The 24,948-nt window shown below is 65.6% G+C and carries 27 protein-coding genes and 1 tRNA gene; 19 read left to right on the top strand and 9 right to left on the bottom strand.

The annotated features are described in order from the left end of the window. Positions 1-46: 46 nt before the first annotated feature. The 3 genes from IVB19_RS09550 (at position 47) to IVB19_RS09540 (ending at position 1,210) form a co-directional block, all read left to right on the top strand. Positions 47-277 (top strand): hypothetical protein, encoded by a 231-nt coding sequence (locus tag IVB19_RS09550; RefSeq protein ID WP_456777241.1) that lies wholly within the window; start codon positions 47-49, stop codon positions 275-277. Between the two features lie 161 nt (positions 278-438). Then, on the top strand, positions 439-663 hold the full coding sequence (locus tag IVB19_RS09545) for a hypothetical protein (RefSeq protein WP_026233665.1): 225 nt from the start codon (positions 439-441) through the stop codon (positions 661-663). 220 nt (positions 664-883) lie between these two features. After that, positions 884-1,210, top strand: coding sequence for a hypothetical protein (locus IVB19_RS09540; protein WP_085352582.1), 327 nt, complete (start codon positions 884-886; stop codon positions 1,208-1,210). A 198-nt stretch (positions 1,211-1,408) separates the two neighbouring features. Here the strand turns inward: IVB19_RS09540 and IVB19_RS09535 are convergent. Then, positions 1,409-1,485, bottom strand: a tRNA-Pro gene (locus IVB19_RS09535). Between the two features lie 68 nt (positions 1,486-1,553). On the opposite strand from IVB19_RS09535, the gene IVB19_RS09530 reads away from it, so the two are divergent. The 6 genes from IVB19_RS09530 to IVB19_RS09505 all read left to right on the top strand — a co-directional run bounded on the left by IVB19_RS09530 (position 1,554) and on the right by IVB19_RS09505 (position 7,463). Next, a complete protein-coding gene (locus IVB19_RS09530) occupies positions 1,554-2,543 on the top strand; it encodes an L-threonylcarbamoyladenylate synthase (protein ID WP_026233666.1) in 990 nt (329 codons plus the stop codon). Positions 2,544-2,565: 22 nt separating this feature from the next. Further along, positions 2,566-3,993 carry an FAD-binding oxidoreductase gene (locus tag IVB19_RS09525; RefSeq protein ID WP_018458814.1) on the top strand — a complete coding sequence of 476 codons (1,428 nt, stop codon included), beginning with the start codon at positions 2,566-2,568 and terminating at the stop codon, positions 3,991-3,993. After that, positions 3,990-4,433, top strand: coding sequence for a GNAT family acetyltransferase (locus tag IVB19_RS09520; RefSeq protein ID WP_018458815.1), 444 nt, complete (start codon positions 3,990-3,992; stop codon positions 4,431-4,433). Before IVB19_RS09525 ends, IVB19_RS09520 begins: the two co-directional genes overlap by 4 nt. A gap of 9 nt (positions 4,434-4,442) precedes the next feature. After that, on the top strand, positions 4,443-5,024 hold the full coding sequence (locus IVB19_RS09515) for an NUDIX hydrolase (protein ID WP_018458816.1): 582 nt from the start codon (positions 4,443-4,445) through the stop codon (positions 5,022-5,024). A gap of 279 nt (positions 5,025-5,303) precedes the next feature. Continuing rightward, positions 5,304-6,233 (top strand): glycine reductase, encoded by a 930-nt coding sequence (locus tag IVB19_RS09510; RefSeq protein ID WP_018458817.1) that lies wholly within the window; start codon positions 5,304-5,306, stop codon positions 6,231-6,233. A 36-nt stretch (positions 6,234-6,269) separates the two neighbouring features. Then, complete coding sequence (locus IVB19_RS09505) at positions 6,270-7,463, top strand: CaiB/BaiF CoA transferase family protein (protein ID WP_018458818.1); 1,194 nt, start codon at positions 6,270-6,272, stop codon at positions 7,461-7,463. 12 nt (positions 7,464-7,475) lie between these two features. Here the strand turns inward: IVB19_RS09505 and IVB19_RS09500 are convergent, their stop codons facing one another. Further along, positions 7,476-8,231 (bottom strand): SOS response-associated peptidase, encoded by a 756-nt coding sequence (locus IVB19_RS09500; RefSeq protein WP_026233667.1) that lies wholly within the window; start codon positions 8,229-8,231, stop codon positions 7,476-7,478. Between the two features lie 63 nt (positions 8,232-8,294). On the opposite strand from IVB19_RS09500, the gene IVB19_RS09495 reads away from it, so the two are divergent. From IVB19_RS09495 to IVB19_RS09480, 4 genes are all read left to right on the top strand, one after another. Further along, entirely contained in the window at positions 8,295-8,795 is a 501-nt protein-coding gene (locus tag IVB19_RS09495) for a hypothetical protein (protein ID WP_085352590.1), read from the top strand. 18 nt (positions 8,796-8,813) lie between these two features. After that, positions 8,814-9,248 (top strand): NUDIX hydrolase, encoded by a 435-nt coding sequence (locus IVB19_RS09490; protein WP_018458821.1) that lies wholly within the window; start codon positions 8,814-8,816, stop codon positions 9,246-9,248. A gap of 47 nt (positions 9,249-9,295) precedes the next feature. Then, the gene (locus IVB19_RS09485) at positions 9,296-9,673 is read left to right on the top strand and encodes a TIGR02301 family protein (protein WP_007607220.1); all 378 of its coding nucleotides are present in this window, start codon (positions 9,296-9,298) and stop codon (positions 9,671-9,673) included. A 142-nt stretch (positions 9,674-9,815) separates the two neighbouring features. After that, positions 9,816-10,082 carry a hypothetical protein gene (locus IVB19_RS09480; RefSeq protein ID WP_007594892.1) on the top strand — a complete coding sequence of 89 codons (267 nt, stop codon included), beginning with the start codon at positions 9,816-9,818 and terminating at the stop codon, positions 10,080-10,082. A gap of 92 nt (positions 10,083-10,174) precedes the next feature. Here the strand turns inward: IVB19_RS09480 and IVB19_RS09475 are convergent, their stop codons facing one another. The 5 genes from IVB19_RS09475 to IVB19_RS09455 form a co-directional block, all read right to left on the bottom strand. Continuing rightward, a complete protein-coding gene (locus tag IVB19_RS09475; RefSeq protein ID WP_018458822.1) occupies positions 10,175-10,492 on the bottom strand; it encodes a cupredoxin domain-containing protein in 318 nt (105 codons plus the stop codon). A 10-nt stretch (positions 10,493-10,502) separates the two neighbouring features. Further along, on the bottom strand, positions 10,503-11,036 hold the full coding sequence (locus IVB19_RS09470; RefSeq protein WP_247821343.1) for a DUF4142 domain-containing protein: 534 nt from the start codon (positions 11,034-11,036) through the stop codon (positions 10,503-10,505). 90 nt (positions 11,037-11,126) lie between these two features. After that, positions 11,127-11,831, bottom strand: a complete 705-nt coding sequence (locus tag IVB19_RS09465) for an RNA polymerase sigma factor (RefSeq protein ID WP_026233669.1) — start codon at positions 11,829-11,831, stop codon at positions 11,127-11,129. Positions 11,832-11,935: 104 nt separating this feature from the next. Continuing rightward, positions 11,936-12,805 (bottom strand): sulfurtransferase, encoded by an 870-nt coding sequence (locus IVB19_RS09460; RefSeq protein ID WP_018458825.1) that lies wholly within the window; start codon positions 12,803-12,805, stop codon positions 11,936-11,938. Continuing rightward, positions 12,806-14,143: a dihydroorotase gene (locus IVB19_RS09455; protein ID WP_018458826.1), complete on the bottom strand. Its 1,338-nt coding sequence runs from the start codon at positions 14,141-14,143 to the stop codon at positions 12,806-12,808. It lies immediately after the preceding gene. 101 nt (positions 14,144-14,244) lie between these two features. Between IVB19_RS09455 and ygfZ the strand changes: the two genes are divergently transcribed. The 6 genes from ygfZ to IVB19_RS09425 all read left to right on the top strand — a co-directional run bounded on the left by ygfZ (position 14,245) and on the right by IVB19_RS09425 (position 20,906). After that, positions 14,245-15,126, top strand: a complete 882-nt coding sequence (gene ygfZ, locus IVB19_RS09450; protein ID WP_018458827.1) for a CAF17-like 4Fe-4S cluster assembly/insertion protein YgfZ — start codon at positions 14,245-14,247, stop codon at positions 15,124-15,126. Beyond that, positions 15,123-15,749: a DNA-3-methyladenine glycosylase I gene (locus tag IVB19_RS09445; RefSeq protein WP_085361347.1), complete on the top strand. Its 627-nt coding sequence runs from the start codon at positions 15,123-15,125 to the stop codon at positions 15,747-15,749. The genes ygfZ and IVB19_RS09445 overlap by 4 nt, the downstream gene beginning before the upstream one ends. After that, positions 15,746-16,360 (top strand): YfbR-like 5'-deoxynucleotidase, encoded by a 615-nt coding sequence (locus tag IVB19_RS09440; RefSeq protein WP_085352596.1) that lies wholly within the window; start codon positions 15,746-15,748, stop codon positions 16,358-16,360. Before IVB19_RS09445 ends, IVB19_RS09440 begins: the two co-directional genes overlap by 4 nt. Before the next feature lie 107 nt (positions 16,361-16,467). Next, positions 16,468-16,974, top strand: a complete 507-nt coding sequence (locus IVB19_RS09435) for a tyrosine phosphatase family protein (protein ID WP_007607206.1) — start codon at positions 16,468-16,470, stop codon at positions 16,972-16,974. Positions 16,975-17,179: 205 nt separating this feature from the next. Further along, positions 17,180-18,148, top strand: coding sequence for an NUDIX hydrolase (locus IVB19_RS09430; protein ID WP_018458831.1), 969 nt, complete (start codon positions 17,180-17,182; stop codon positions 18,146-18,148). A gap of 49 nt (positions 18,149-18,197) precedes the next feature. Continuing rightward, positions 18,198-20,906, top strand: a complete 2,709-nt coding sequence (locus tag IVB19_RS09425; protein WP_247363575.1) for a DUF2339 domain-containing protein — start codon at positions 18,198-18,200, stop codon at positions 20,904-20,906. Between the two features lie 3 nt (positions 20,907-20,909). On the opposite strand, the gene IVB19_RS09420 is transcribed toward IVB19_RS09425, so the two are convergent. Continuing rightward, positions 20,910-22,598 carry a methyl-accepting chemotaxis protein gene (locus IVB19_RS09420; protein WP_018458833.1) on the bottom strand — a complete coding sequence of 563 codons (1,689 nt, stop codon included), beginning with the start codon at positions 22,596-22,598 and terminating at the stop codon, positions 20,910-20,912. A 281-nt stretch (positions 22,599-22,879) separates the two neighbouring features. After that, positions 22,880-24,850 carry a methyl-accepting chemotaxis protein gene (locus IVB19_RS09415; RefSeq protein WP_026233670.1) on the bottom strand — a complete coding sequence of 657 codons (1,971 nt, stop codon included), beginning with the start codon at positions 24,848-24,850 and terminating at the stop codon, positions 22,880-22,882. Positions 24,851-24,948: the final 98 nt, after the last annotated feature.

Genomic DNA, 24,948 nt, shown 5'->3' with positions numbered 1-24,948 from the left:
TCATCGTGAGGCGATCATGCACCCGACGTCCCGTTTCGAAGCGACCATGCCGACACAGCTCCACGCATTGATCTCCGATCTGCGTTGGCGCTTGCAAATGATCGACGCCGACATTCTGGAGGAAGAACGGAAGGCCGGAATCTCCGATCCCCAAAACCTCGCCTACCCCATGCTAGCGCAGAACCTGCGGGCCCGGCGCGACAATATCCGGGTGAGCATCGCGATTCTCGAAAGCCGCCTCGAAAAGCGATCGACGGAGCGGCCGCGCGCGGCCTGATGCGGCGACGGCGATTGGCTCCCGTCGCACCCAGGTTAACGCGAAGGAACTCCCGTTGCCGATCTGCAACGGTTCCCGTCCGTCTGAAGCCGGACAAAAGAAACTCCCATTGCGGCCACGAACCCCTCTCACAACGCCGTGAGACGAGCAGGGGAACGACGATGCGTGCGCAAAGAGTCTGGGTGGTGAATGGGGCCGCCAGCGTCGAACAGTTGCAAACCAGATTGGACGATCTGAACAAGCGGCTCGGTCAACTCGAGACTCAGCACCCCGAGAGCTGGAAGGTCGAAGAGCTCAGATCGACTGCGCTCAGCCTGTCGCGCGAGATCGACGACATCCGCTGCGCCGAGGCGACGGCGGCGCTGAGCGAGCTCCTGCGGAAATAGCCGGCGTTCGCGATTCGCCCGTCGCGCAGGAACCAACGCCGCCTCCCCGCCATTGCCATGCCGAGCATGGAGCAAAATCATGACCAGGCACCTGACGCGGGCCGATCTCGCGCGCGGCGTGGCCGGCGCGGTATCCACGCTGGTCCTGTGCGCGACGATGGCATTCACCATCGCGCGCCACTTCGCTTTGTAAGGCATTTGGCGCTGTGAGGTATTTTCGATGACGTCCGACCCCGAGGAATCGGTCAGGCTGCAAGGCTACGGCGAGATGACCCTGCGTACGGCCGTCACGACGATGATGTTGCTTGCGCCGCGCGAGCGCGCGGATGCCGCCATCTTCCGCGTCCGCGACGGCGTCCGGCTTGCCTCAAGCGAGATTGCCGAACTCGCCTCCGAATGGGGCATCACGCCAACGCCGGAGATCAGGTCTCCGAACCTCGTCCCGGAGCAGCACTGGACCCACGTCGTTCGCGGCATGGTGCGTGAGGCGCCGCTGCCGGCGCTGATGATTGCGTTTATGGTCGGCGTGCTGGTGGCGAGGCGGTAGTCCTCTGACCTAGCTTGCAACGCCGAGTTATCGAAACAGGCAATGCCGAGCCATGCCACCGCGACAGACCGCCCTGTCCGGCCAAATCGGCCGTGGACCCGCCCTGAAAATCGTTGCAAGAAGACGCTCCCGGGCGCCGGCGGCTGGTCCGCCAAGCTTGGGAACGAGCCTCTAGAAAAACGTCGACTTTTGGAAGAATGGTCGGAGTGGCAGGATTCGAACCTGCGACCCCTGCGTCCCGAACGCAGTGCTCTACCGGGCTGAGCCACACTCCGACAAGAGGCCGGCTTATAGCGTCGGGTTTGGCGCACCGCAAGCGGCCGAGCTGAGGAATCTTATCCCTGTGAAAACGGGTCTTGAAACGCTGATTTTACCGGCCGGCGAGGCCGGCGCGGAAGCTGCCGCCCGGACATTGGCAGCCGGCGGGCTGGTCGCGTTCCCGACCGAGACGGTCTACGGGCTCGGGGCGGACGCCGGAAATGCCAGTGCCATCGCCCATCTTTACGCCGCCAAGGGGCGGCCGGCCTTCAATCCGCTGATCGCGCATGTCGCCGACCTCGCGGCCGCGCGCAGGATCGGACGATTCGACGCCTGCGCCTTGCGCCTTGCGGAGGCGTTCTGGCCGGGGCCGCTGACGCTGGTGGTGCCGAAGACGGAAAACTGCCCGGTGGCCGAGCTTGCCACCGCGGGCCTCGACACGGTCGCGATCCGCATTCCGGCCCATCCGGTGGCGCAGGCGATCCTGCGCGCCTTTGGCGGGGCGGTGGTGGCGCCGTCCGCCAACATCTCCGGCCACGTCTCGCCGACGCTGGCGGCCCATGTCGAGAGCGACCTTGCGGGGCGGATCGACCTGATCGTCGACGGCGGACCTGTTACGGTCGGCGTCGAATCGACGATCGTCGGCTGTTTTGCGGCGCCGATGCTGCTGCGGCCCGGCGGGCTGTCTCGCGAGCGGATCGAGGCCGTGCTTGGTGCAGCGCTGGCGCGACTGCCCGCGGAGACCGACAGCGAAGACAGCCAGCCGCTGGCGCCGGGCATGCTGGCCTCGCATTACGCGCCACACGCCCATGTGCGGCTCAATGCGCTGGACGTCGCGCCGGGCGAAGCGCTGCTGGCGTTCGGCCCGGCGCGCCTGCCTGGTCTGGAGGCCGCCGTCGCCGTCATGAATTTGTCGCCCACCGGCGATCTCGATGAAGCCGCCGCCAATCTGTTCGGCTATCTTCGCGCCCTCGATGCTAGGGGGCCGCGGGCGATCGCCGTGATGGCGATCCCCGAAGAGGATCTGGGCGAAGCGATCAACGACCGCCTGCGCCGGGCGGCTGTGGCGCGATAAGAGCGAAGCAAGAGACAAGACAATGAACATTAATCATCCCGCCACCCCTCCGCTTGCGCCCGAGCTGATCGAACAATTCCGCAAGATCGTCGGCGAGAGGCACGCCATCACCGATGTAGCCGACATCGAGGCCTACGTCACCGAAGAGCGCAATCTATTCCACGGCCGCTCGCCGCTGGTGCTGCGCCCGGGCTCGACCGCGGAAGTCGCCGCAATCTGCAAGCTCGCCTCCGAGCACAAGATCGCGCTGGTGCCACAGGGCGGCAACACCGGGCTCGTCGGCGGCCAGACCCCGCACAATGGCGAGGTGGTGGTGTCGCTGCGCCGGCTCGACAAGATCCGCGAGATCGACACCGCCTCCAACACTATGACCTGCGAGGCCGGCGTCGTGCTGCAGATCGCGCAGCAGAAGGCCGCGGACGTGGACCGGCTGTTTCCGCTGTCGCTGGGGGCGGAGGGCAGCTGCACCATCGGCGGCAATCTCTCGACCAATGCCGGCGGCACGGCCGCGCTGGCCTATGGCGTCGCGCGCGAGATGGCGCTGGGGCTCGAGGTGGTGCTGGCGGACGGTCGCGTGCTCAACGTGCTGTCGAAGCTGAAGAAGGACAACACCGGCTACAATCTGCACAACCTGTTCATCGGCGCCGAAGGCACGCTCGGCATCATCACGGCGGCGACGCTGAAGCTGTTTCCGAAGCCGCGGTCGATCGAGACCGCCTTCGTCGGGCTGAAGTCGCCGGACGCCGCGCTGAAGCTGCTGGCGATCGCGCAAAGCGAGGCCGCCAATGCGCTGACGAGCTTCGAGCTGCTCTCGGAGATGGCGGTCGATTTCTCGATCCGCCACGGCATCGACGTGCGCGATCCGCTCGCGCAAAAGCATGCCTGGTACGTGCTGATGGAATTGTCGTCGCCCGGCGATGACGCCCGGACGCCGCTGGAAACGATCCTCGGCCGCGCCATGGAGGACGAGATCGTCGACGACGCGGTGATCGCGGCCAATCTCACCCAGCGCGCTGGCTTCTGGAAGCTGCGCGACGAAATGTCGTCAGCACAAAAGCCGGAGGGCGGCTCGATCAAGCACGACATCTCCGTGCCGGTGGCCACCGTGCCGGCCTTCATCGCCGAGGCCAATGAAGCCGTGGTGAAGCTGATTCCCGGCGCGCGGCCGGTGCCGTTCGGCCATCTCGGCGACGGCAATCTGCACTACAATGTCAGCCAGCCCATCGGCGCCAACACCGCGGACTATCTGGCGCGCTGGCACGAGATGAACGCGGTCGTGTTCGCCATCGTGCTGCGTATGGGCGGCTCGATCTCGGCGGAGCACGGCATCGGCGTGCTCAAGCGCGACGAGTTGCCCGACGTGAAGGACAAGACCGCAATTGAGTTGATGCGACAGCTCAAGGCGATGCTCGATCCGCTTGGAATCATGAACCCGGGAAAAGTGCTGTGAGTGCGCTCAAGATCGACGCGATCACCGAGGCCGAAGTCGAGCCCGTGGTCGCGCTGTGGCAGCGCTGCGGGCTGACGCGGCCGTGGAACGATCCGCATGCCGACATCGCGCTGGCGCGACGGCGCGACAATTCCACCATCCTGCTCGGCCGCGACAACGGCGCCATCGTCGCCACCGTCATGGTCGGCCATGACGGCCATCGCGGCTGGGTCTATTACGTCGCCGTCGATCCGGATAGCCGGAAGCGTGGCTACGGCCGCGTCATCATGGCCGCGGCCGAAGACTGGCTGCGCGCGGCTGGAATTTTGAAGCTCCAGCTGCTGGTCCGGCGCGGCAATGAGCAGGCCAATGCGTTCTACCAGTCGCTGGGTTTCGAGGAATCGACCTCGGTGATGTTCCAGAAGTGGATCGACGGCCGCACCACAACGCCAAGCAACTGAGATCGAAGCATGACCATATCCGACCGCGTTCGCATCAAGGACGTCCGCGTGCTCTCGGACGGCTGGACCCCCCTCAAGACCACCACGTTCGAGTACCGGCGCGCCAATGGCGAATGGCAGACGCAGCACCGCGAGACCTATGAGCGCGACAACGCCGCCGCCGTGCTGCCCTACAACCGAGCGCGGCGCACGGTGATCCTGGTGAAGCAATTCCGCTTGCCGGCCTTCATCCGCGGTTACGACGATCTCCTGATCGAAGCCGCCGCCGGGGTGCTCGACGACGCCTCGCCCGAGGTGCGCATCCGCGCCGAGGCCGAGGAGGAAACCGGCTATCGCCTGCACCGCGTCCACAAGGTGTTCGAAGCGTTTATGAGCCCCGGCGCCATCACCGAGAAGCTGCATTTCTTCGTCGCCGAGTACGAGCCGGAGATGCGAGTCAGCGACGGCGGCGGCCTCGAACACGAAGGCGAGGACATCGAGGTGCTGGAGCTCGGCATTGACGAGGCGCTGGCGATGATCGCGGACGGGCGTATCATCGACGCCAAGGCGATCATGCTGCTGCAGCATGTGGCGCTGCATGTGTTTCGGTAGGTTGTCTTCCTTCCTTCTCCCCTTGCAGGAGAAGGTGGCGCGAAGCGGCGGATGAGGGGTTTCTGTCCGCGCGCGCATCTCATGCAGTTGAGCACGCGGAGAGAGACCCCTCACCCGTCTCGCCGCTTCGCGGCGAGCCACCCTCGCCCGCAAGGGGAGAGGGGAAAAAGCGGACCTGGCTCTATCAGTGCAATTCTGACCTGCATTGCCTCGCCCCCCGTTGAGCTCACCCCCGACTATCTCTAGTCTGTCGCCAACAAGAACCAGGAGACGCGCCCCATGTCCGCTTCGCGCGACGACGAATTCGGCTTTGCGCCCGACTATGACGCCCCCGTTCCCTATATGCAGCGCACGCGGGACTATTACGCCGCGATTGGCTACACCACGGCGTATCGCTGGGCTCACTACACCGAGGCGCCGTTCCAGCCGCTAAAGAAGCCGTTGTCGCAATCAAGCGTCACCATCATCACGACCGCCGCGCCATACGACCCCGCCAAGGGCGACCAGGGACCGGGCGCGGCGTATAATGGCGGCGCGAAATTCTACCAGGTCTATGAGGGCGACACGGCGAAGCCCCACGACCTTCGCATCTCGCATATCGGCTACGACCGCAAGCACACCACGGCCACCGACAACGGCACCTGGTTTCCGCTGCCGCAGCTCTTGAAGGCAAGCACCGCCGGGCGCATCGGCGAGGTGGCCCCGCGCTTCTTCGGCGCGCCGACCAACCGCAGCCATCGCGTCACCCTCGACACCGACGCGCCGGAAATTCTGGCGCGCTGCCTTGCCGACAAGGTCGATGTCGCCGTGCTGGTGCCGAACTGTCCAGTCTGCCACCAGACCACGGCGCTGGTGGCTCGGCATCTCGAGGCGAACGGCATTCCGACCGTGATCATGGGCTGCGCCAAGGACATCATCGAGCACGCCGCCGTGCCGCGCTTCCTGTTCTCGGATTTCCCGCTCGGCAATTCCGCCGGCAAGCCGCACGACATCGCCTCGCAGGCGCAGACGCTCGAGCTGGCGCTCAGACTGCTGGAGACCGCGAGCGGCCCGCAGACCACGATGCAGTCGCCGCTGCGCTGGAGCGAGGACGCTTCCTGGAAGCTCGACTACAACAACGTCGCGCAGCTCTCAGCTGAAGAGCTGGAGCGCCGCCGTGCCGAATTTGACAAGCAGAAGGAGATCGCGCGCGGCAATCGCGCCGCCTGACGTCCTCCGACAACCAAAACAAACAGGGAGAGCGACGTGACGCGACCGTTCGAGGGCGTGAAGATCCTGGACTTCACGCAAGTGCTGGCCGGCCCCTATGCGAGCTACCAGCTCGCGCTACTGGGCGCCGACGTCGTCAAGGTCGAGCGGCGCGAGGGCGAGGACATGCGCCGCACGCCGCTGTCACGCGAATGGGCGGAGCGCGGGCTCGCGCCCGCGTTCCAGGCCATCAACGGCAACAAGCGCAGCCTGACGCTCGACCTGCAAAAGCCCGATGCGATCGCGATCGTGAAGAAGCTCGCCGCGCAAGTCGACGTCGTCATGGAGAATTTCCGCCCCGGCGTGATGGACAAGCTCGGCATCGGCTACGAGGCGCTGTCCGCGATCAATCCGAAGCTGATCTACTGCGCGGTGTCCGGCTTCGGCCAGACCGGTCCGGACCGGCTGCGCCCCGGCTATGACGGCAAGATGCAGGCGCTGTCCGGCATCATGGCGATCACGGGTCATCCCGAGACTGGGCCGACCCGCGCCGGCTTTGCGGTGTGCGACGTGCTGTCGGGCGCCACCGCTGCGTTCGGCGTGTCGAGCGCGCTTTACCAGCGCGACCGCACCGGCAAGGGCCAGCTCATCGACGTCTCCATGCTGGAGGCGACGATGGCGTTCCTGTCGGGGCAGATCGCGGACTGGTCGGTCGCGGGCCATCGCCAGCAGCTGTCGGGGAATCAGGCCGTCAGCCGCAGGACCACGGCGAATTTGTTTAGATGCGGCGACGGTCACATCCTGCTCGCCGTCAACAACGAGAAGCAATATCGCGCACTGATGTCTGCGCTCGGCCGCGAGGACACGCTCAGCGATCCGCGCTTTGCCGACTGGTTTGCGCGCAACGAGAACGAGCCGGCGCTGCGCGCCATCATCGAAGAGGCGCTCGCGGCAAGGCCTGCGCGCGAATGGGAGACCATTCTGGAAGACGCCGGCGCGCCCTGCGCCAGCATCTGGAAGGTCGAGGAAGTCATCGACCATCCGCAGATCAAGGCGCGCGGCGCGATCCAGGAACTCGATACGCCCTACGGCCGGCTTCGTTTCGCCGGCAGCGGATTCAAGCTCGCGCATGGCGGCGGCAGGCTCGACCGGATGGCGCCGGAGCTCGGCGCGGATACGGATGCGGTGCTGGGCGAGCTGGGATTTGACGCAGCGGAGATCGCAGCACTACGGGCGCGGGAGATCGTGTAAGGGCGAAGCCGCTTAAAACAACGACCCCTGCCCGTCATCAGCCGGCCCGGCCGCCGCTTTCCGCACCACCTTCTTCTTCGGCGCCTCCGCCTCCATGTCCTCCGCGCTGATCGGCAGGAGCAACTGGTCGTCGTCATTGGCGACGCGGTTGACGCGGGTGGAGACCGGGTGCCAGGCGAATTCGCCGATGCGCGGGGCGGTCATCAGCGGCAACACCGCATCGAGGTCATCGCTGCGGCTGTCGAGCCAGCGCTCGAAATCGCGCGGGCTGATGGTGACGGGCACGCGATCATGGAGCGTGGCGAGATCCTCGCTCGCCGCCGCCGTGACGATCGCGACCGTGTCGAGCTCCTCGCCGTTCGGCCCGACCCAGGTCTCGAACACCGCTGCAAAGCCGAGCGGCGCGCCGTCGGCGCGATGGATGAAGAACGGCTGCTTGCGCCCACCCTCCGCCTTCCATTCGTAATAGCCGTCGGCCGGAATCAGGCCGCGGCGCCGGCGAATCGCGTTCTTGAAAGCGGGCTTCTCCAGCACGGTCTCGGAACGGGCATTGATCAGGAGCGAAAATCCCTTGGGATCCTTGACCCAACCCGGCAGCAAACCCCAGCGCATCAGGCGAAAATGGCGCGCGCCGTTCTCGGCCAGCACGACCGGAATCGGTTGTGTCGGGGCCACATTGAACCGGGGCGGGAAGTTCGGCTGCTCAATGTAGCCGAACAGTTGCCGCAAAGCCGCGGGGGCCGAAGTTATGACGAAGCGTCCACACATCCTTGAGGGCCTATATAGGGTCCGTTCAGGTCCTTTTAACCCCGAACGTTAACACTGCGGCAGATGAGCTCAACGGTCTCCCAGCCGGCGCGAATGCATGGACAGACGGGGCCCGAGGCTGCAGCCTGGGCCGAGCGGCTGCGCGTGGCCAACATCAACCCGCGGACCGGGCTTGCCACCGACTATCTCAACCATTTCAATGAAGCCGTGATGCTGCTGGAAATGGTCCCCGACATGCCGGAATGCGCGGAAGATTTTCTGACCTGGTCGCCGCTGTCCTATGCCGAGCATTTCACCGCCTCGAACTTCAAGGCCCGGGATCTGGCGATCGAGGCCTATGAAAAGGCCGACCCGAACGTGCGCGCCCAGTTCGACCACCTCACCGACACCATGACCTCGATCCTGACGGCGGTCGGCTCGGCCATGCGCGAGGTCGAGAAGGACACGACCCGCGTTCGCCTCGCCGAGCAGGCCGCCCACTGGGTCAAGCCGCTGATCGCGGCCTGCGGCGGCATCATCAATGGCGGCGCGGAAGCCGACGTCGACAACATCATGGCGAACTGAGCCCGAGCAGGTGAAGTCATGGCTGCGATCGTTCAGCCCACCCGTCCCCAGATCGCGGTCAGTGCCGCGATTTTTCGTGACGGCAAGGTGCTTCTGACCCGTCGCGCACGCTCGCCGGCAAAGGGGTTCTATTCGCTGCCGGGCGGCCGGGTCGAGTTCGGCGAATCGCTGCACCAGGCGCTGGCGCGCGAGATCGACGAGGAGACCGGGCTAGATATCGAAATCATTGGCCTCGCGGGCTGGCGCGAAGTGCTGCCGGCCGCGGCCGGCGCCGGCCACTACCTGATCATGTCCTTTGCCGCCCGCTGGGTGGCCCGGGAGCCGGTTCTCAACGACGAGCTCGACGACTGCCGCTGGATCGCCCCAAAGGCCCTGGCGAGCCTTGGCGACCTCAAGCTGACCGGCGGGCTGGAAGAGGTCATCCAGTCCGCTCACCGGCTGATGGGCGCCTGACGGCCCCGCCTTGCGTCTATCGCCCCGAGGAGGCATACACCCGGCCGATGTCGACGCGATTTCTGGCCATTTTTGCCCTGATTCTCGCCTGCGCCTCGGTGCCCACGAGGGCTCAGGACGGGGCAGCGCCGTTTGACGGCGATTTGCAGCGACTGGCGGAGATCCTCGGCGGGCTGCACTATCTGCGCGGCATCTGCGGGTCCAACGAGGGCAACAAATGGCGCAGCGAGATGCAGGCGCTGATCGATGCCGAAACCCCCGCCGGCGAACGCCGCACCCGCATGATCGCCGGCTTCAACCGCGGCTATAACGGTTTTCAGCAGACCTACCGGAGCTGCACGCCGGCCGCGACGGTGGCGATCCGCCGCTATATCGAGGAAGGCGCCAAGATCTCGCGCGATCTCACGGCGCGTTACGCGAACTGAGACAGCGGCGGGAACCCTGTCATCGACTTTGTACACAGCCGTTAACCGTTCCTAAAGATGTGGCCTAGCGGGCGTTAACGTGCGTGCTACACCTCTCGCACAGCGCATCGCCGTGGATTGCGCCCCAGCCCCGACGAGTTTCATGAGCCATCCAGTGTCCTACGCTCCCGCACGCGCGCCGCTGCCCGATCACGAGCAGAAGCAGGCCGCACTGAGTTATCTCAACGAGGCCTGGGCCGAAGCGCGCCATGATGGCGTCGACGGCGACTGCCTGGCGCAGGCGAGCCTGTTTGCGGCCCTTGCCGAGCTCGTCGGCACCTATGGCGAGGACGCGGTGGCGAAGTTCGTCGAAGGCTTTCCCGGCCGCATCCGCAACGGCGAATTCTCGGTCGACATTTCCAGACAGTAAGTCTTTCTCCAGGCAGTAAGCCTTGCCGAAAATGACCCCGCCACGTAGGCGGGGCCAGCTTCCGCTACGGTCGGGAATACGCTCCGAGCCCGTTACGGCTCGATCTTGAGCGTCGCTTTCATGTTGGGATGAAAGCGACAGTAATAATCGATCGTGCCCGCCTTCTTCAGAACCAACGTCCCTGATTTTTTCGCCGGCAGGTTGACGTCGAAATCGCCGTTCCTGGCTGTCGCGGTGTGGACGAAGACGTCCTTGTTGATCCATTCAATGGTGTCGCCGACCTTGGCCGAAGCGTCTTTCGGCGACACTTCGAGATTCTCCATCGTGATCTCGATGGTCGCAGCGTGCGCCGGGACGGCCACCGCCACGAGCAGGACCGCTGTCGCGATCGCGGACAATCGTCCCAGCATCATCGCCTCCCTATTTCAGCTCCGCCGCGACGTGCTCGGCGTGCTGCTGATGGCCCTGGAAGATTTTCAGGCCGGTCTGCAGCAGGCTCTTCAGTTCGGCATTGCTGGCGGACGGAATGAGCTGGGTTTCCAGCGCGCCGTTGACCGTCTTGTGGTAGGCGACCTCGTTCGCGACATAGGCCTTGTCGAAGGCCGCACCGCTCAGCTTGTCCAGTTCGGCGAGCTTCTCGCTCGCCTGCTTTGACAGCGCTTTGCTGGTGTCGTTGTCTTCAGGCGTGACGTTCAGCTTCTTGACCAGCGCGAGCGCCTGCTTGTTGACGGCCTCGTGGTCGCGCAGCATGTCCTCGGCAAACGCCTTCACGTCCTTGATCTTGGATTTCTTCTGCGCCTGCTTGGCTGCGTTGATGTCGATCACGCCCGCGGTGTAGGCGATGTGGGCGATCTGCGGATCGGTCAGCTTGTCGGCTGCTCTGGCGCCTTGCAGCAGCGCGGGGCTCGACAACAAAATTGCAGCGGCGATCGCCGTGGTCCAACGAACGAACATGGTTTGACACTCCTGTGGTGCCGGACGTTTTGCCGGCGCGTTGCTTCACAGGCGTTGGATGGAATTCTCGCGCAAACGTTCCCGAAAAATTCAGCCGCCGATGCCAAGCCGCTTCAGCACTGACACGGTCAGCCGCTCGCAGCGCCACCCGGCGAACGGGAACGCATCCATCACCACCGGACCGATCTCCTTTTCGACGTTCTCGCGCAGCATGGTCCGCGCACGGTGCAGCCGCGTCTTCACGGTCTCGGGCTTGACGCCGAGCAGCTCGGCGGTCTCCTCGATGTTCATCCCTTCCATGACGCGGGCGACGAAGACCATGCGGAAGACATCCGGTAATTCATCGATGGCGCGCTCGACGACGCGCTGGATTTCACGTTGGGCCATGGTCCTTTCCGGATCGCCTGGGGGAGAAGCGGGAAATTTGATGATCTGCGCCTCGAGCGTCGCTTCGGGCACCGAGCCGAGCTCGACCTGCGGCCTGGCGCTTCGCGCCCGGCCAAGTGCCTCGTTGATGGCGATGCGCGACAGCCACGTCGACAGTCCGGACTCGCCGCGGAATCCGTCGAGATGGGTGAAAGCGCGGACATAGGTTTCCTGAACGACATCCTCGGCTTCGCTGTCGCTGCGCAGAATTCCGCGCGCCAGACGATAGAGCCTGCGGTTGTTGGCCTGCATGATCTCGCGCAGCGCGGCCTCGTCATGGCCCCGCGCCCGCTCGACCAGTTCGGCTTCCAATGTCCTGATTTCTGAAGTCTTGGCGCCGGCGGACAGGCCGGCTGCGATCCGTGGCATGGCGGTCACCTGCTCGTTTGGCTTCATTCCGGACATTGGATGCCGCCCCAAGGGAAAGGTTCCCAACTTTCTGTCCCTCCCCTGGGGAGGGGCCAAGGAATGTCCTAATCCGTCTCGATCGGCAGCGCCGGATCCTTCGCCCACTCCCCCATCGAGGCATCGTACAGCGTCAGCTTGTCGTAGCCGAGTTGCGTCAGCAGCATCAGGTCGATCGTCGCCGAGATGCCGCCGCCGCAATACAGGATCACATTCTTGTCGCGGGTGACGCCTGCCGCGTCGAATTTGGCCTCGGCATCGGCGAGCGTCGTCAGCGTCTTGTCCGCATTGACGAGCGCTGCCGCTGATACGTTGACGCTGCCGGGAACGCGGCCGGGCCGCCCGTAGCGGCTCGGCTCGAGGCCGCGATGAAACTGGGGACCGAGCGCGTTGACGATAACAGTCGCGGGATCTCCGAGCCGTGCCTTGACCGCATTCTTGTCGACGAAGAAGCCTGCGCGCGGTGTGGCCTTGAAGGTCGTGGCCGGATAGCCCTTCGGGGCGCCTGTTAAGACCGGCCGTCCCTCGTCCTTCCATTTGTCGAGGCCACCGTCGAGCACCCGCGCCTCAACGCCGAGCGAGCGCAGCATCCACCAGAACCGCGTCGACCACATCATGGTGCCGATGCTGTAGAGCACGACGGATTTGGATGCATCGAGGCCGTGGCGGCCGAAGGCGGCCTCCAGCTGGGCCACATCAGGCATCATGAAGAATTGCTGCGCAGAGGCGTCGGAGAACTCGCCTTGCAGGTCGAGAAAATCGGCCCCCGGAATATGGCCGGCCTCGAACGTCTTATCGCCCGGCACGGCGCGATAGGGCACATCGCTGCCTGGCGGCACCGGCTCGTTGTAGGTCGTGCAGTCGTAGAGGCGCAGGTTGGGATCGCCGAGCTGGGCTGCAAGTTGCTCGGTGGTGATGAGGGGTGTCGGTTCGGTCATTCACTCCTCCCTCAGCGTCTCCAGAAACCGCACCGGCTCACCTTGCGCGGCCGTCACGAGCTCGCCCTGCCACATCACGCGGCGGCCGCGGATGAAGGTGCCTACGGGCCAGCCGGTGACGCGCAACCCGTCATAGGGGGTCCAGCCGGCCTTGGACGCGACCCATTTGTTGGTGATGGTCTCGCTGCGCTTGAGATCGACGACGGTGAAGTCGGCGTCATAGCCGGCGGCGATCCGCCCCTTGCAGGCCATGTTGTAGAGGCGCGCGGGGCCGGCGCTGGTGAGATCGACGAAACGCGCCAGCGACAGCCGACCCGCATTGACGTGGTCGAGCATGAGCGGCACCAGCGTCTGCACGCCGGTCATGCCGGAGGGCGAGGCCGGATAGGTCTTCTGTTTCTCTTCCAGCGTATGCGGGGCGTGGTCCGAGCCGAGCACGTCGATGATGCCCTGCTCGATGCCGCGCCAGATCCCGGCGCGGTGATCGGCGCCGCGCACCGGCGGGTTCATCTGGGCCAGCGTGCCGAGCCGCTCGTAGCATTCGGGCGCAACCAGCGTGAGATGATGCGGCGTCGCCTCGCAGGAGGCGACGTCCTTGTGGTCGCGCAAAAATTCGATCTCTTCCTTGGTCGAGATATGCAGCACGTGGATGCGCTTGCCGGTCTCGTGTGCGAGCTTCACCAGCCGCTGCGTCGCCATCAGCGCGGCGGTCTCGTCGCGCCACACCGGGTGCGAGCGCGTGTCGCCCTCGATACGCAGCGATTTGCGGTCGTTGAGGCGGTATTCGTCCTCGGCGTGGAACGCCGCGCGGCGCCGGATCACCTGGAAGATGCGGCGCAGGCTTTCGTCATCCTCCACCAAGAGCGCGCCGGTCGAGGAGCCGATGAACACCTTGACGCCGGCGCAGCCGGGCGCACGCTCCAGCACCGGCAGGTCCTGCACATTCTCGCGGGTGCCGCCGATGAAGAAGGCGAAGTCGCAATGCATGCGGTGATGGGCGCGCTTCACCTTGTCGGTGAAGGTGGCCTCCGTCACGGTCAACGGCGCGGTGTTTGGCATCTCGAACACGGCGGTGACGCCGCCCATTACGGCGCTGCGCGAGCCGGTCTCGAGGTCTTCCTTCTGCTCCAGCCCGGGCTCGCGGAAATGCACCTGCGTATCCATCACGCCGGGCAGGATGTGCAGGCCCTTGCAGTCGATCACTTCCGCGGCGGAAGCCTGCGACAGCGCGCCGATCTCGGCAATGCGACCGTTGACGACGCCGACATCGCGGGTCCCCTCGCCGTCCTGGTTGACGACAGTGCCGCCCTTGAGGATCACGTCGAAACGCTGGGTCATGGCTGAAGGCCTCTCTCGTCCCCAAGCGCGGGGCTTGAGGTCTTGTCGTTTTTGCCTTGCGGGCTTACGTTCCGGAGCAACATGTCGCAAGAGATTTTCGTATGAAATCAGCGTTTCTTCCGGACCGGGGCGTGATCAAGGTCGCGGGCGAGGATGCGCGCAACTTCCTCAATGGCCTCGTCACGACCGATGTCGACAAGCTGAAGCCGGGCCTGGGCCGATTCGGCGCGCTGCTGACGCCGCAGGGCAAGATCATCGTGGATTTCCTGATCACGGAAGCGCCTGCCGGCCATGGCGGCGGGTTCCTGATCGATTGCCCGAAGCCGCTTGCCGACGGCCTCGCCACCAAGCTGAAATTCTACAAGCTGCGCGCCAAGGTCACGGTGGAAAACCTGTCCGAGGATCTCGGCGTGCTCGCGGCCTGGGACGGCAAGCCTGCGGCCCAGCCCGACCTCGCCTTCGCCGATCCGCGCAATGAAGACCTCGGCTATCGCATCCTGATCCCTCAAGACCTCCAACAGAAGCTGTCCGATCTGATCGGCGCCGAACTCGTCGACGCCGCCGCATACGAGGCCCACCGCATCGCGCTCGGCGTGCCGCGAGGCGGGCTCGATTTCACCTACAGCGATGCGTTCCCGCACGAGACCAACATGGACCGCCTTTCCGGCGTCGATTTCGACAAGGGCTGCTATGTCGGCCAGGAGGTCGTCTCGCGCATGCAGCATCGGGGCACCGCGCGCACCCGCAGCGTGAAGGTGCTGCTCGAGGATTTCTCGCCTGAGCCCGGCGTCAGCGTCATGGCCGGCGATAAGCCGGTCGGCACGATGGGCTCGTCGGCGAAAGGAAAGGGTATCGCGCTGGTGCGCATCGACCGCGTCGCCGATGCGCTCGATGCGGGACAGGCGCTGACTGCCGGTGGGCTCGCTGTGAGGCTTGCGGAACCAGACGTCGTGCGCATTCCAACGAAGCAACCCATCGCATGAGCCGTGCCCCTCGCCTGCATCCCGACGGAAAGACGCGTTGCCCCTGGCCCGGCGAAGATCCGCTTTACGTCGCCTATCACGATACTGAATGGGGCGTGCCGGAATATGACGACCGCGCGCTCTATGAGAAGCTGATCCTCGACGGTTTCCAGGCCGGCTTGTCCTGGATCACGATCCTGCGCAAGCGCGACAATTTTCGCAAAGCCTTCGACGATTTCCAGCCGGAAAAGATCGCACGCTACAACGAGAAGAAGGTTCACGCGCTGATGAACGATGCCGGCATCGTGCGCAACAAGGCCAAGATCGACGGCGCGATATCAAGCGCGAAATCCTATCTCGCCATCATGGAGAAGGGCCCCGGCTTCTCGAAATTCCTGTGGGACTTCATGGACGGAAGGCCCAAGGTCAATCATTTCAAGACCACCGCGAGCGTGCCTGCCTCGACGCCGCTCTCCATGCAGATCTCCAAGGAGCTGGCCTCGCGCGGCTTCAAATTCGTCGGCCCGACCATCGTCTATGCCTTCATGGAGGCGACCGGCATGGTCAACGATCATCTCGTCGACTGCCATTGTCACGCGAGCTGCGGCAAGTCGCAGCGCAAGCCGCGCCTCAAGGCCAAATGAGCGCGAAGAAGACGGACCGCGGCGCCGACACCCGCGCCTGGCAACGCATGCTGTCGGGCCGGCGGCTCGATTTGCTCGATCCCTCCCCGCTCGATATCGAGATCGCCGACGTCGCGCATGGGCTGGCGCGTGTTGCCCGCTGGAACGGCCAGACCATCGGCGCACACATCTTCTCTGTCGCGCAGCATACGCTGCTGGTCGAAACCGTGATGCGGCACGAGAATCCCCGCGTGGATCAGCGCATGCGGCTTGCCGCGCTGCTGCATGACGCGCCCGAATATGTGATCGGCGACATGATCTCGCCGTTCAAGGCCGTGCTCGACGGTCATTACAAGGCGGTCGAGAAACGTCTGCTCGGCGCGATTCACATCCGCTTTGGCCTGCCGCCGGTACTGCCGGACGAGATCACGCTGGCGATCAAGGCCGCCGATCGCGGCGCGGCCTATCTGGAGGCAACGACGCTTGCCGGCTTCAGCGAGAGCGAGGCCAAGCGCCTGTTCGGCAAGGATCCCGGCCTGTCCGACAGCGTCCGGCGCGACTATCTCACCCCCTGGACGGCTGCCCGGGCCGAGAAGCAGTTTCTGGAGCGGTTTGGCGCCGTGTTTGCGTGATCGTTGTCGTGGGTTAGAGTCCTGCAGGGCGGGCAAAGGGGCCCTTGCCGCCCACTGTTTTGCCCACCCCGCCAACGCTCGCTATAATCTGCGGAAAAAGGTCCGCCATGATCCACGTCTGCTCCCTCGCCGCCCTTCCCGAAACCGTCCGCCTCACCAAGGCCAGCCACGTGCTGACCGTGATGGCCAATGTCGAACAGGTGGCGCGGCCGGTGTCGGTGCTGCCGGCCAACCATCTCAAGGTGTCGATGGACGACATCACCGAGGAGATGGACGGCTTCGTCGCGCCGTCGGAAACGCATATCGAGCAGGTGCTGAACTTCGTGCGCGGCTGGGACCGCGACGCGCCGCTGGTGGTGCATTGCTATGCCGGCATCAGCCGCTCCACCGCGAGCGCCTTTGCCGCCGTGTGCGCACTCAATCCGAATCGCGACGAGACCGAGATCGCGAAGAAGATCCGAGCGGCGTCCCCGATCGCCTCACCGAACCGCCGCATCGTCGGCCTTGCCGACCGTGCGCTGGGGCGCAACGGCCGCATGCTGCGCGCACTCGACGAGATGGGCCCGGGCGCGATGATGGTCGAGGGCCGCCCCTTCGTGATCGAGCTCGAATGACAGTTGCGCACCACAGCACAGGTGTGCCCCCTCTCCCGCTTGCGAGCAGAGCAATCGCATGCGAGCCTTTACGCAGACGCCTCCACATCGTCATGGCCGGGCTTGTCCCGGCCATCCACGACCTTTGCTGCGGCACGAAGAACGTGGATGCCCGGGACAAGCCCGGGCATGACCAGTTCACGGCCGCACCGGCGATCGCCATCGCATGAGCGAAAAGCTGCTGACGCCGATCGAGATCGGCCTGACCGCCGCGATCGTCGCGATCGAGGATCACGAACCGCTGATCCTCACCGCGCGCGACAGTGACGGCCTGGCCGGCCTGCCGTTCGGCCCGTTCGATGCGCCTAGCCATCGCACTTTCGAGATCGGGCTGCGGGCGTGGGTCGAGGAACAGACGGGCCTGCGGCTCGGCTATGTCGAGCAGCTCTACACGTTCGGCGATCGCGGCCGGCATGCCGAGGCTGGCGACACCGGCGCGCACATGGTGTCGATCGGCTATCTCGCACTGACGCGCGCCTTCGGCGGCGAACTGGCAGCCACGAGTGCGAGCTTCGCGCCGTGGTATCGCTTCCTGCCTTGGGAGGACTGGCGCGAGGGGCCGCCCGCGATCATCGCGGACGACATCATCCCGGCATTGACCGGCTGGGCCGAAGAGGAGACGCCGGAGACGACGCGCGCATTGCCGCGCAAGGATCGGATGCGGTTCTATTTCGGTCTCGACGGCGCGTCCTGGGACGAGGAGCGCGTGCTCGACCGCTACGAGCTCCTGTACGAGGCAGGGCTGGTCGAGGAAGCGCGGCGCGATGGTCGCCCTGCGGCATTAGCGCGCAAGGCGCTGTCAGCGCTCGGCACATCCATGCGCTTCGACCACCGCCGGATTCTTGCGACAGCGGTCGCGCGACTGCGTGCAAAACTGAAGTATCGTCCTGTGGTCTTTGAACTTTTGCCCGCCGAGTTCACACTTACCGAATTGCAGTATACGGTGGAGGCGATCTCCGGCCGACACCTGCACAAACAAAATTTCCGCCGCCTGGTCGAAATGGAAGCCCTGGTCGAACCGACCGGGGTGATGTCGACACAGACGGGCGGACGTCCGGCGGCGCTCTACCGCTTCCGTCGCGACGTGCTTCAGGAGCGACCCGCGCCGGGCTTGCGCGTACGCTCCCGGCGCTAACCCGAGATATGCGTGATCGGCCCCTGCCCGCCGGTTGCCTGGAGGCTTTGTGTCTGACGGCCCGTTTGACGTCTTCGCGCTGATCATTGCGATCATCGCCTTCATCATCGCGATCAAGGCTTCCAGCCAGGCGGCTGAACTGCGACGACGGCTAAGCTCGCTCGAAGAGATGTTCCGCGCGCAACGGCCCGTGCAGCCGCCGCTGATCCCCGCAGATGTGTGGGCTGACGCGCCCCCCACAACTTCCGCAGCGCCGCCGCCGCTTGTGCCCCAAGCCGAAGCCAGAGCCGAGGCGCCGCCCCCGCTCGTCACCGAAGATATTTCACCGCCTCCGCTCGAAGCGAGCACCGAGGCCGACGCGACGCCGCCGCTGCCCGCACCCGCGCCCGGGTTCGAGGAACGGCTCGGCACGCGCTGGGTAGTCTGGATCGGCGGCCTGGCGCTCGCGCTCGGCGGCTTCTTCATGGTGCGCTATTCGATCGAGGCTGGCCTCCTTGGCCCCGGCGTGCGCGTGTTCCTTGGCGGCGTATTCGCGCTGGCGCTGCTGGGCGCCGGCGAATGGTCACGGCGCAAGGAGAGCATCTCCAACATCGCCGCGCTGCCGATCGCCAACATTCCCGCTATCCTCACCGCAGCCGGTACGGCGGTGGCATTTGCGACCATCTACGCGGCGTACGCGCTCTATGGCTTCCTCGTGCCCGCGACCGCCTTCGTGCTGCTCGGCCTCGTCGCGCTCGGCACGCTGGCTGCCGCGCTCCTGCACGGACCCGCGCTCGCCGGCCTCGGCGTGGTCGGCGCCTTCGTGACGCCGATCCTCGTCTCCAGCGACAAGCCGGACTATTGGGCGCTCTACATCTATCTCGCCATCGTCACCGCCGCGAGCTTCGGCCTTGCCCGTATCCGGCTGTGGCGTTGGCTTGCGGTCACGACAATCGCCTTCGCCGTGCTCTGGATCTTTCCGGGGCTCGATGCCGGCGACCTGCAGGTCGCGCCGCACGCTTTCCATGTGATCGCAGGGTTCGTTCTTGCCGCTCTTCTCGTGGTCTGCGGCTTCATGTTCGGCCCGACGATCGAGGACGGTGAGATCGAGCCGGTCTCGTCGGGCTCACTCGGTGCCTATCTGTTCGGCGCGATGTTGATCGTGCTGTCGAGCGCGCATGCGGATCTGGCGCTGATCGCCTTCACGCTGCTGGTCGGCGCGACGCTGCTGGTCGCCTGGCGCGCGCCTGCGGCGACCGGCGCACTCGGTGCCGCCGCCGCGACCGTCTTCGTCGTGTTCGCCGAATGGGCGGTGCGCGCCAATCCCGACATGCTCGTGCTGCCGAGCGGTCCCATGGCCGGCATCGCACCGACGGCGATCGATAGCGCGGTGACGCTGCATCTGGTGATGGCGGCGATCTTCGCCGCCGGCTTCGGCATCGCGGGCTTCCTCGCGCAGGGACGTTCGAACTCGGCGATCATTCCGGTGGTGTGGTCGGTCGCGGGGGTCGCGACGCCGATCGCGATCCTGGTCGCGCTCTACGCACGCATCGCGCATCTCGATCGCTCGATCCCGTTCGCCATCCTCGCGGTGCTGCTCGCCGCCGCCTTCGGCGCCGCCACCGAAGCGCTTGCGCGCCGCGAGACCCGGCCGGGCGCCATGATCTCCACGGCCTTGTTCGCGACCGGCACGCTCGGTGCGCTGGCGCTGGCGCTGACGTTTGCGCTGGAGAAGGGCTGGCTCACGATCGCACTGGCGCTGATGTCGCTCGGCACCGCCTGGATCTCGATGCAGCGGCCGATCCCGTTCCTGCGCTGGCTGGCCGCGATCTTCGCAGGCCTCGTCACCGCTCGGATCGGCTATGACCCGCGCATCGTCGGCGACGCCGTCGGAACCACGCCGATCTTCAACTGGCTGTTGTGGGGCTACGGCCTGCCGGCGGCATCGTTCTGGGCGGCGAGCCTGTTCCTGCGCCGCCGCGGCGACGACGCCCCGCTGCGCATGGTCGAGAGCGCCGCGATCCTGTTCACCGCGCTGCTCGCCTTCATGGAGATCCGCCATTTTGCGACCGGCGGCGACGTGACGTCGGCGCCGTCGCTGCTCGAATGCGCGCTCCAGGCCTGCGTGACGCTCGCCATGGCGATCGGGCTGGAGCGCCTGCGGCTGCGCAGCCGCAGCGTCGTGCACAATGTCGGCGCGGTGGTGCTCACGGTGATCGCCGGGCTCGTCAGCGTGTTCGGTCTCTTGATCCTGGAGAACCCGCTGCTGTGGCGCACCGACGTCGGCGGCGCCGTGTTCAACCTGCTGCTGCTCGGCTACGCGCTGCCGGCAGTGCTGATGCTGCTCTTGTCCTATGCCGTGGCCGGCGAACGCGGCAAGGCCTACGCCAACACGATTGCAGGCGGCGCGCTGCTGTTCGCGCTGATCTATGTCACGCTGGAGATCCGCCGCTTCCATCACGGCCCGATCCTCTCCTCCGGGGCGACGACGGGCGCCGAGCAATATACCTATTCGATCGGCTGGCTCGGCTTCGGCGTGGTGCTGCTCGGCGTCGGCATTCTCGTCAAGTCGGAGCGGGCGCGGCTGGCATCGGCCGTCGTGATCGCGTTGACGATCCTCAAGGCCTTCGTCATCGACATGTCGACGCTGACGGGCGTCTACCGCGCGCTATCGTTCATGTGCCTCGGCATCGTGCTGGTCGCGATCGGCTGGCTCTACCAGCGTATCCTGTTCCGGCGGCAGATCGCACCGCCGCCGGCTCCGCAGACGAGCACGTGAGCGTCAGGCCGCGCGAACCGATTCCAGGAACTGCGCGACCTCGACCTTGAGACGGGTGCTGTCGGTCGCCAGCGATTTCGCCGCCGACAATACCTCGGTCGAAGCCTCGCCGGTCTCGATCGCACCGCGCTGCACGTTGGTGATGTTCGACGAGACCTCCTGCGTGCCGACCGAGGCCTGCTGCACGTTACGCGAGATTTCCTGCGTGGCCGCGCCCTGCTCCTCGACGGCGGCGGCAATGGCCGCAGCCACCTCGGAGAGCCGCTCGATGGTGCCGCCGATCTCCTGGATGGCACTGACCGATTCCTGCGTCGCCGCCTGGATACCCGAGACCTGCGCCCCGATCTCACCGGTCGCTTTCGCGGTCTGCTCGGCCAGCGCCTTGACCTCGGAGGCGACGACCGCGAATCCGCGGCCCGCATCGCCGGCACGCGCGGCCTCGATGGTCGCGTTCAGCGCCAGCAGATTGGTCTGGCCCGCGATGGTGTTGATGAGCTCGACGACGTCGCCGATGCGGGACGCCGCCTGCGACAGCGCATTGACACGGTCGTTGGTCCGCGCCGCTTGCTCGACGGCCTCCGCCGCCATCCGCGCCGAATCCTGCACGCGGCGGCTGATCTCGGTGATGGAGGACGACAGCTCCTCCGAAGCGGATGCCACCGCCTGGACGTTGGTCGAGGCTTCCTCGGAGGCGGCTGCGACGACGGTCGCGAGTTCCTGTCCGCGCTGCGCGGTGTTGGTCAGCGTCGAGGCGGAGGCCTCGAGCTCGGTCGAGGCCGAGGAGACGGTCCCGACCACCTCGCCGATCATGGCTTCGAACTTGCGGGTGATGGCATCGACGCGGCGACCGCGTTCGATCTTGACTTCGGCGTCGCGCGCAGCGGCCTCGTCGGCGGCCTTCTTGGCGATCAGCGCCTCCTTGAAGATCTGCAGCGCATCTGCCATCGAACCGATTTCGGTCTTCTCGCCGCGATGCGGAACGTCGGCCGAGAGGTCGCCCTCGCCGAGGGACTGCATCGGGCGGATGATTGAGGCAATGCCGCGAGAAACGTCGCGCACGAGGTAATAGGCGGCGCCGATCGCGATCACGACCGAGAGCACGATGATGCCGACCAGCACGCGGAAGATCATGGCGTAGCTGTCGGCGGCCTGCTTCGTCTCAAGCTCGGCGCCCCGGTTGTTGAGTTCGATGCCCTTCTGAAGCAGGGGATCGGCGGCCTGGGCCATCTTCGCAACCTTGGTCTGCAGCAGCTCGTTGGCGTCGGCCGGGAAACGGCCAACGCCCTTGCGCGACAGTGCCATCACGTCCTGCACGCCGTTCAGATACTCGGCCCACGCCGTGCTCCATTGCCCATAGAGCGAGCGCTCCTCGGCCGAAGTGATCAGCGGCTCGTAGACCTTGCGGGTCTGGTCGATGCGCGCGCGCAGCGAGGCCAAGCGCTTCTCGGCGGCGTCCTTTCCCTCAACGCTGTCCTGCATCAGATGCAGACGGAGCGCGACGCGCAGCTCGTTGATGTCGGCGCGAAGCGAGCCGAGCGCGCGCACGCTGGGCAGCCAACTCTCCGCGATCTCGACCGTATGGGAATTGATGTTCTGCATGGTGCCGATCGCCGTCACGCCAACGCCGGCGAGCGAAAGGACCAGGACCGACAACACGGCCAGAAGCTTGAAGACGATCGACAATTTCGACATCACGACAAATCCCGATGTTACCTGGCAACGCGCAAATTGTCCGCGCCGCAAACCGCCACGAAGATGGCGAGACGGAGGTCAGTTCAACAATGCTGGCTGGTTCTTGTCCCGTGAGATTGCACACATAGTCGCAAGCAGGCGTTAACAGGGCCCTACGTAAAATTACGGGACAGCGCTGACGGTCGTTATTTCTCCTGCAACCAACTGTGCAGCTGCACAGCCACCTGATGCTGCGACGCGACCTGTCCACTTGCGACGCAATGTGCGGAAGGCGACGGCTGTCACGCCGCCCGTACCGAATCCAGGAAGCGCGCGACCTCGCTCTTCAGCCGATGGCTCTCCTGCGACAGCGATTGCGCAGCCGAATGCACCTGCGCCGAGGCCGCCCCGGTTTCGCCTGCGCCACGCTGGACATCGCCGATATTCGCCGAGACTTCGGAGGTGCCATTCGCGGCGTGCTGGATGTTGCGGGAGATCTCTTGCGTGGCGGCACCCTGTTCCTCGACCGCGGCGGCGATGGTTGACGAGATCTCCGACATCCGCGCGATGGTGTCGCCGATCTCCTTGATCGCACCGGCGGAATCTTCCGTCGCGGTCTGGATCGCGCCGATGTGCTGGCCGATCTCGCCCGTGGCCTTCGCAGTCTGCTCGGCGAGCGCCTTCACTTCGGAAGCGACCACGGCAAAGCCGCGGCCGGCCTCGCCGGCACGCGCCGCCTCGATCGTCGCGTTGAGCGCCAGCAGGTTGGTCTGGGCGGCGATGGTGTTGATCAGTTCGACCACGTCGCCGATGCGGGCGGCGGCCTTCGACAGTTCGGCGACGCGTGCATTGGTGCGCTGGGCCTGCCCGACCGCCACGTCGGCGACACGGGCCGATTCCTGCACCTGACGGCTGATCTCGGAGATCGAGGAGGTCATTTCCTCGCTCGCTGCAGACACCGACTGCACGTTCGCGGAGGCCTCTTCGGAGGCGGCCGCCACGACCGTGGCAAGCCCGTTGCCGCGCTCGGCAGCCTGCGTCAGCGTATTTGACGAGGCCTCCAGCTCGGTTGCCGCCGACGAAACAGTATCGATGATCTCGCCGACCGCGCCTTCGAAAGTATCGGCGAGCCGGTGCATGTCGGCCTTGCGCTGCTGGCGCCCGCGCGCCTCAGCTTCGACCTGCTCGGTGCGCAGCCGCTCGGCCTCCGCCATATTGGTCCTGAACACCTCGACGGCACCGGCCATCTCGCCGATCTCGTCTTTGCGCCCGATGCCCGGAACGGATATCGAAAGCTCGCCGCGCGCAAGCCGCGTCATCGCGCCGACCATGCCGGCAAGCGCCTTCGAGATCGAACGTCCCAGAAGGAAGCCCACCGCGGCGAGCACGACGACGGCAATGGCGAAGGCGACCATCATCCACATGCGCACGGCATCGCGGGTCGCAGCTTCCGCAACGTCGGCCTTCCTGTAGAGGTCTTCGACTGTGTTGCGCACCTCGATCATGCTCGGTTCTAACCCACGGAACGTTTTCATCATGCTGGCGTCGAGGGCCGCAGTTTGCTGCGCCGTCTCCACCCACGCCGTGAACTCGGATTGATATTTCTGCAGCTTGGCTGTGATGTCGTTCATCACTGCCGTAGGGATTGCGACGACCTCTATCGCCTTGGAGAATTCGACCGCGGCCTTCTTCATCTCGGCGATGTATTTTGGGTCGCGCCGCAGCATGAAGTCCTTCTCGTGCCGGCGCATCATCAGCATCCAGCTCGTGGACCTGGGATCGTCGATCTCCTTGAGCTTGGCCTCAATGTCGTGCACGGCGGCGCGGAGCGAGCCGGAGAGGCCCAGAGTCTCGTTTAGGCCGAGCCGGGTCTCCGCGGCCACCAATGCGCCGAAGTCCGACGCGTATCGCTTGAAGCCGTCCTGGGCCTGCTTCATCCGGTCGGACAGCGCGCCCAAGCCGCCGGCCGACATCAGCCGCTCCACCTCGTCGAAGTCGCGATTGATCGGCCCGATCAATTCGGCATGTGCCTTGGCGTAGCTCTCGTTGCGGCGCTGCTGAAAGTTCTTCTCGTTGCGGCGGGCCTCCAGCATCTCGATCGAGAGCTGCTTGTCGAGGTCAGCGATCGCACGAGCGCGGTTGGCAATCTCGCGGGAGGCGTCCTGGGAGAGACTGCCGATCTCGTAGATCGCGCCGAAGGCGACGAGACCCAACAATCCGAACAGTCCGATCGCCATGACCTTATGGGTGAGACGAATGGAAGGGCCACTCATGGAATGTGCTCCAATACGATTGATACGCAATACGAGGAGGGCGACTCGGCACCCGGAATATTGCGGGGATCATGACTGCATCGGTTTTCCGGAAGGTT

The sequence above is a fragment of the Bradyrhizobium sp. 187 genome (assembly GCF_023101005.1).
GTDB classification, from domain to species: domain Bacteria; phylum Pseudomonadota; class Alphaproteobacteria; order Rhizobiales; family Xanthobacteraceae; genus Bradyrhizobium; species Bradyrhizobium canariense_D.
The sequence above is the reverse complement of the archived record's forward strand: the minus strand, read 5'-3'. Positions and strand labels throughout refer to the sequence as shown.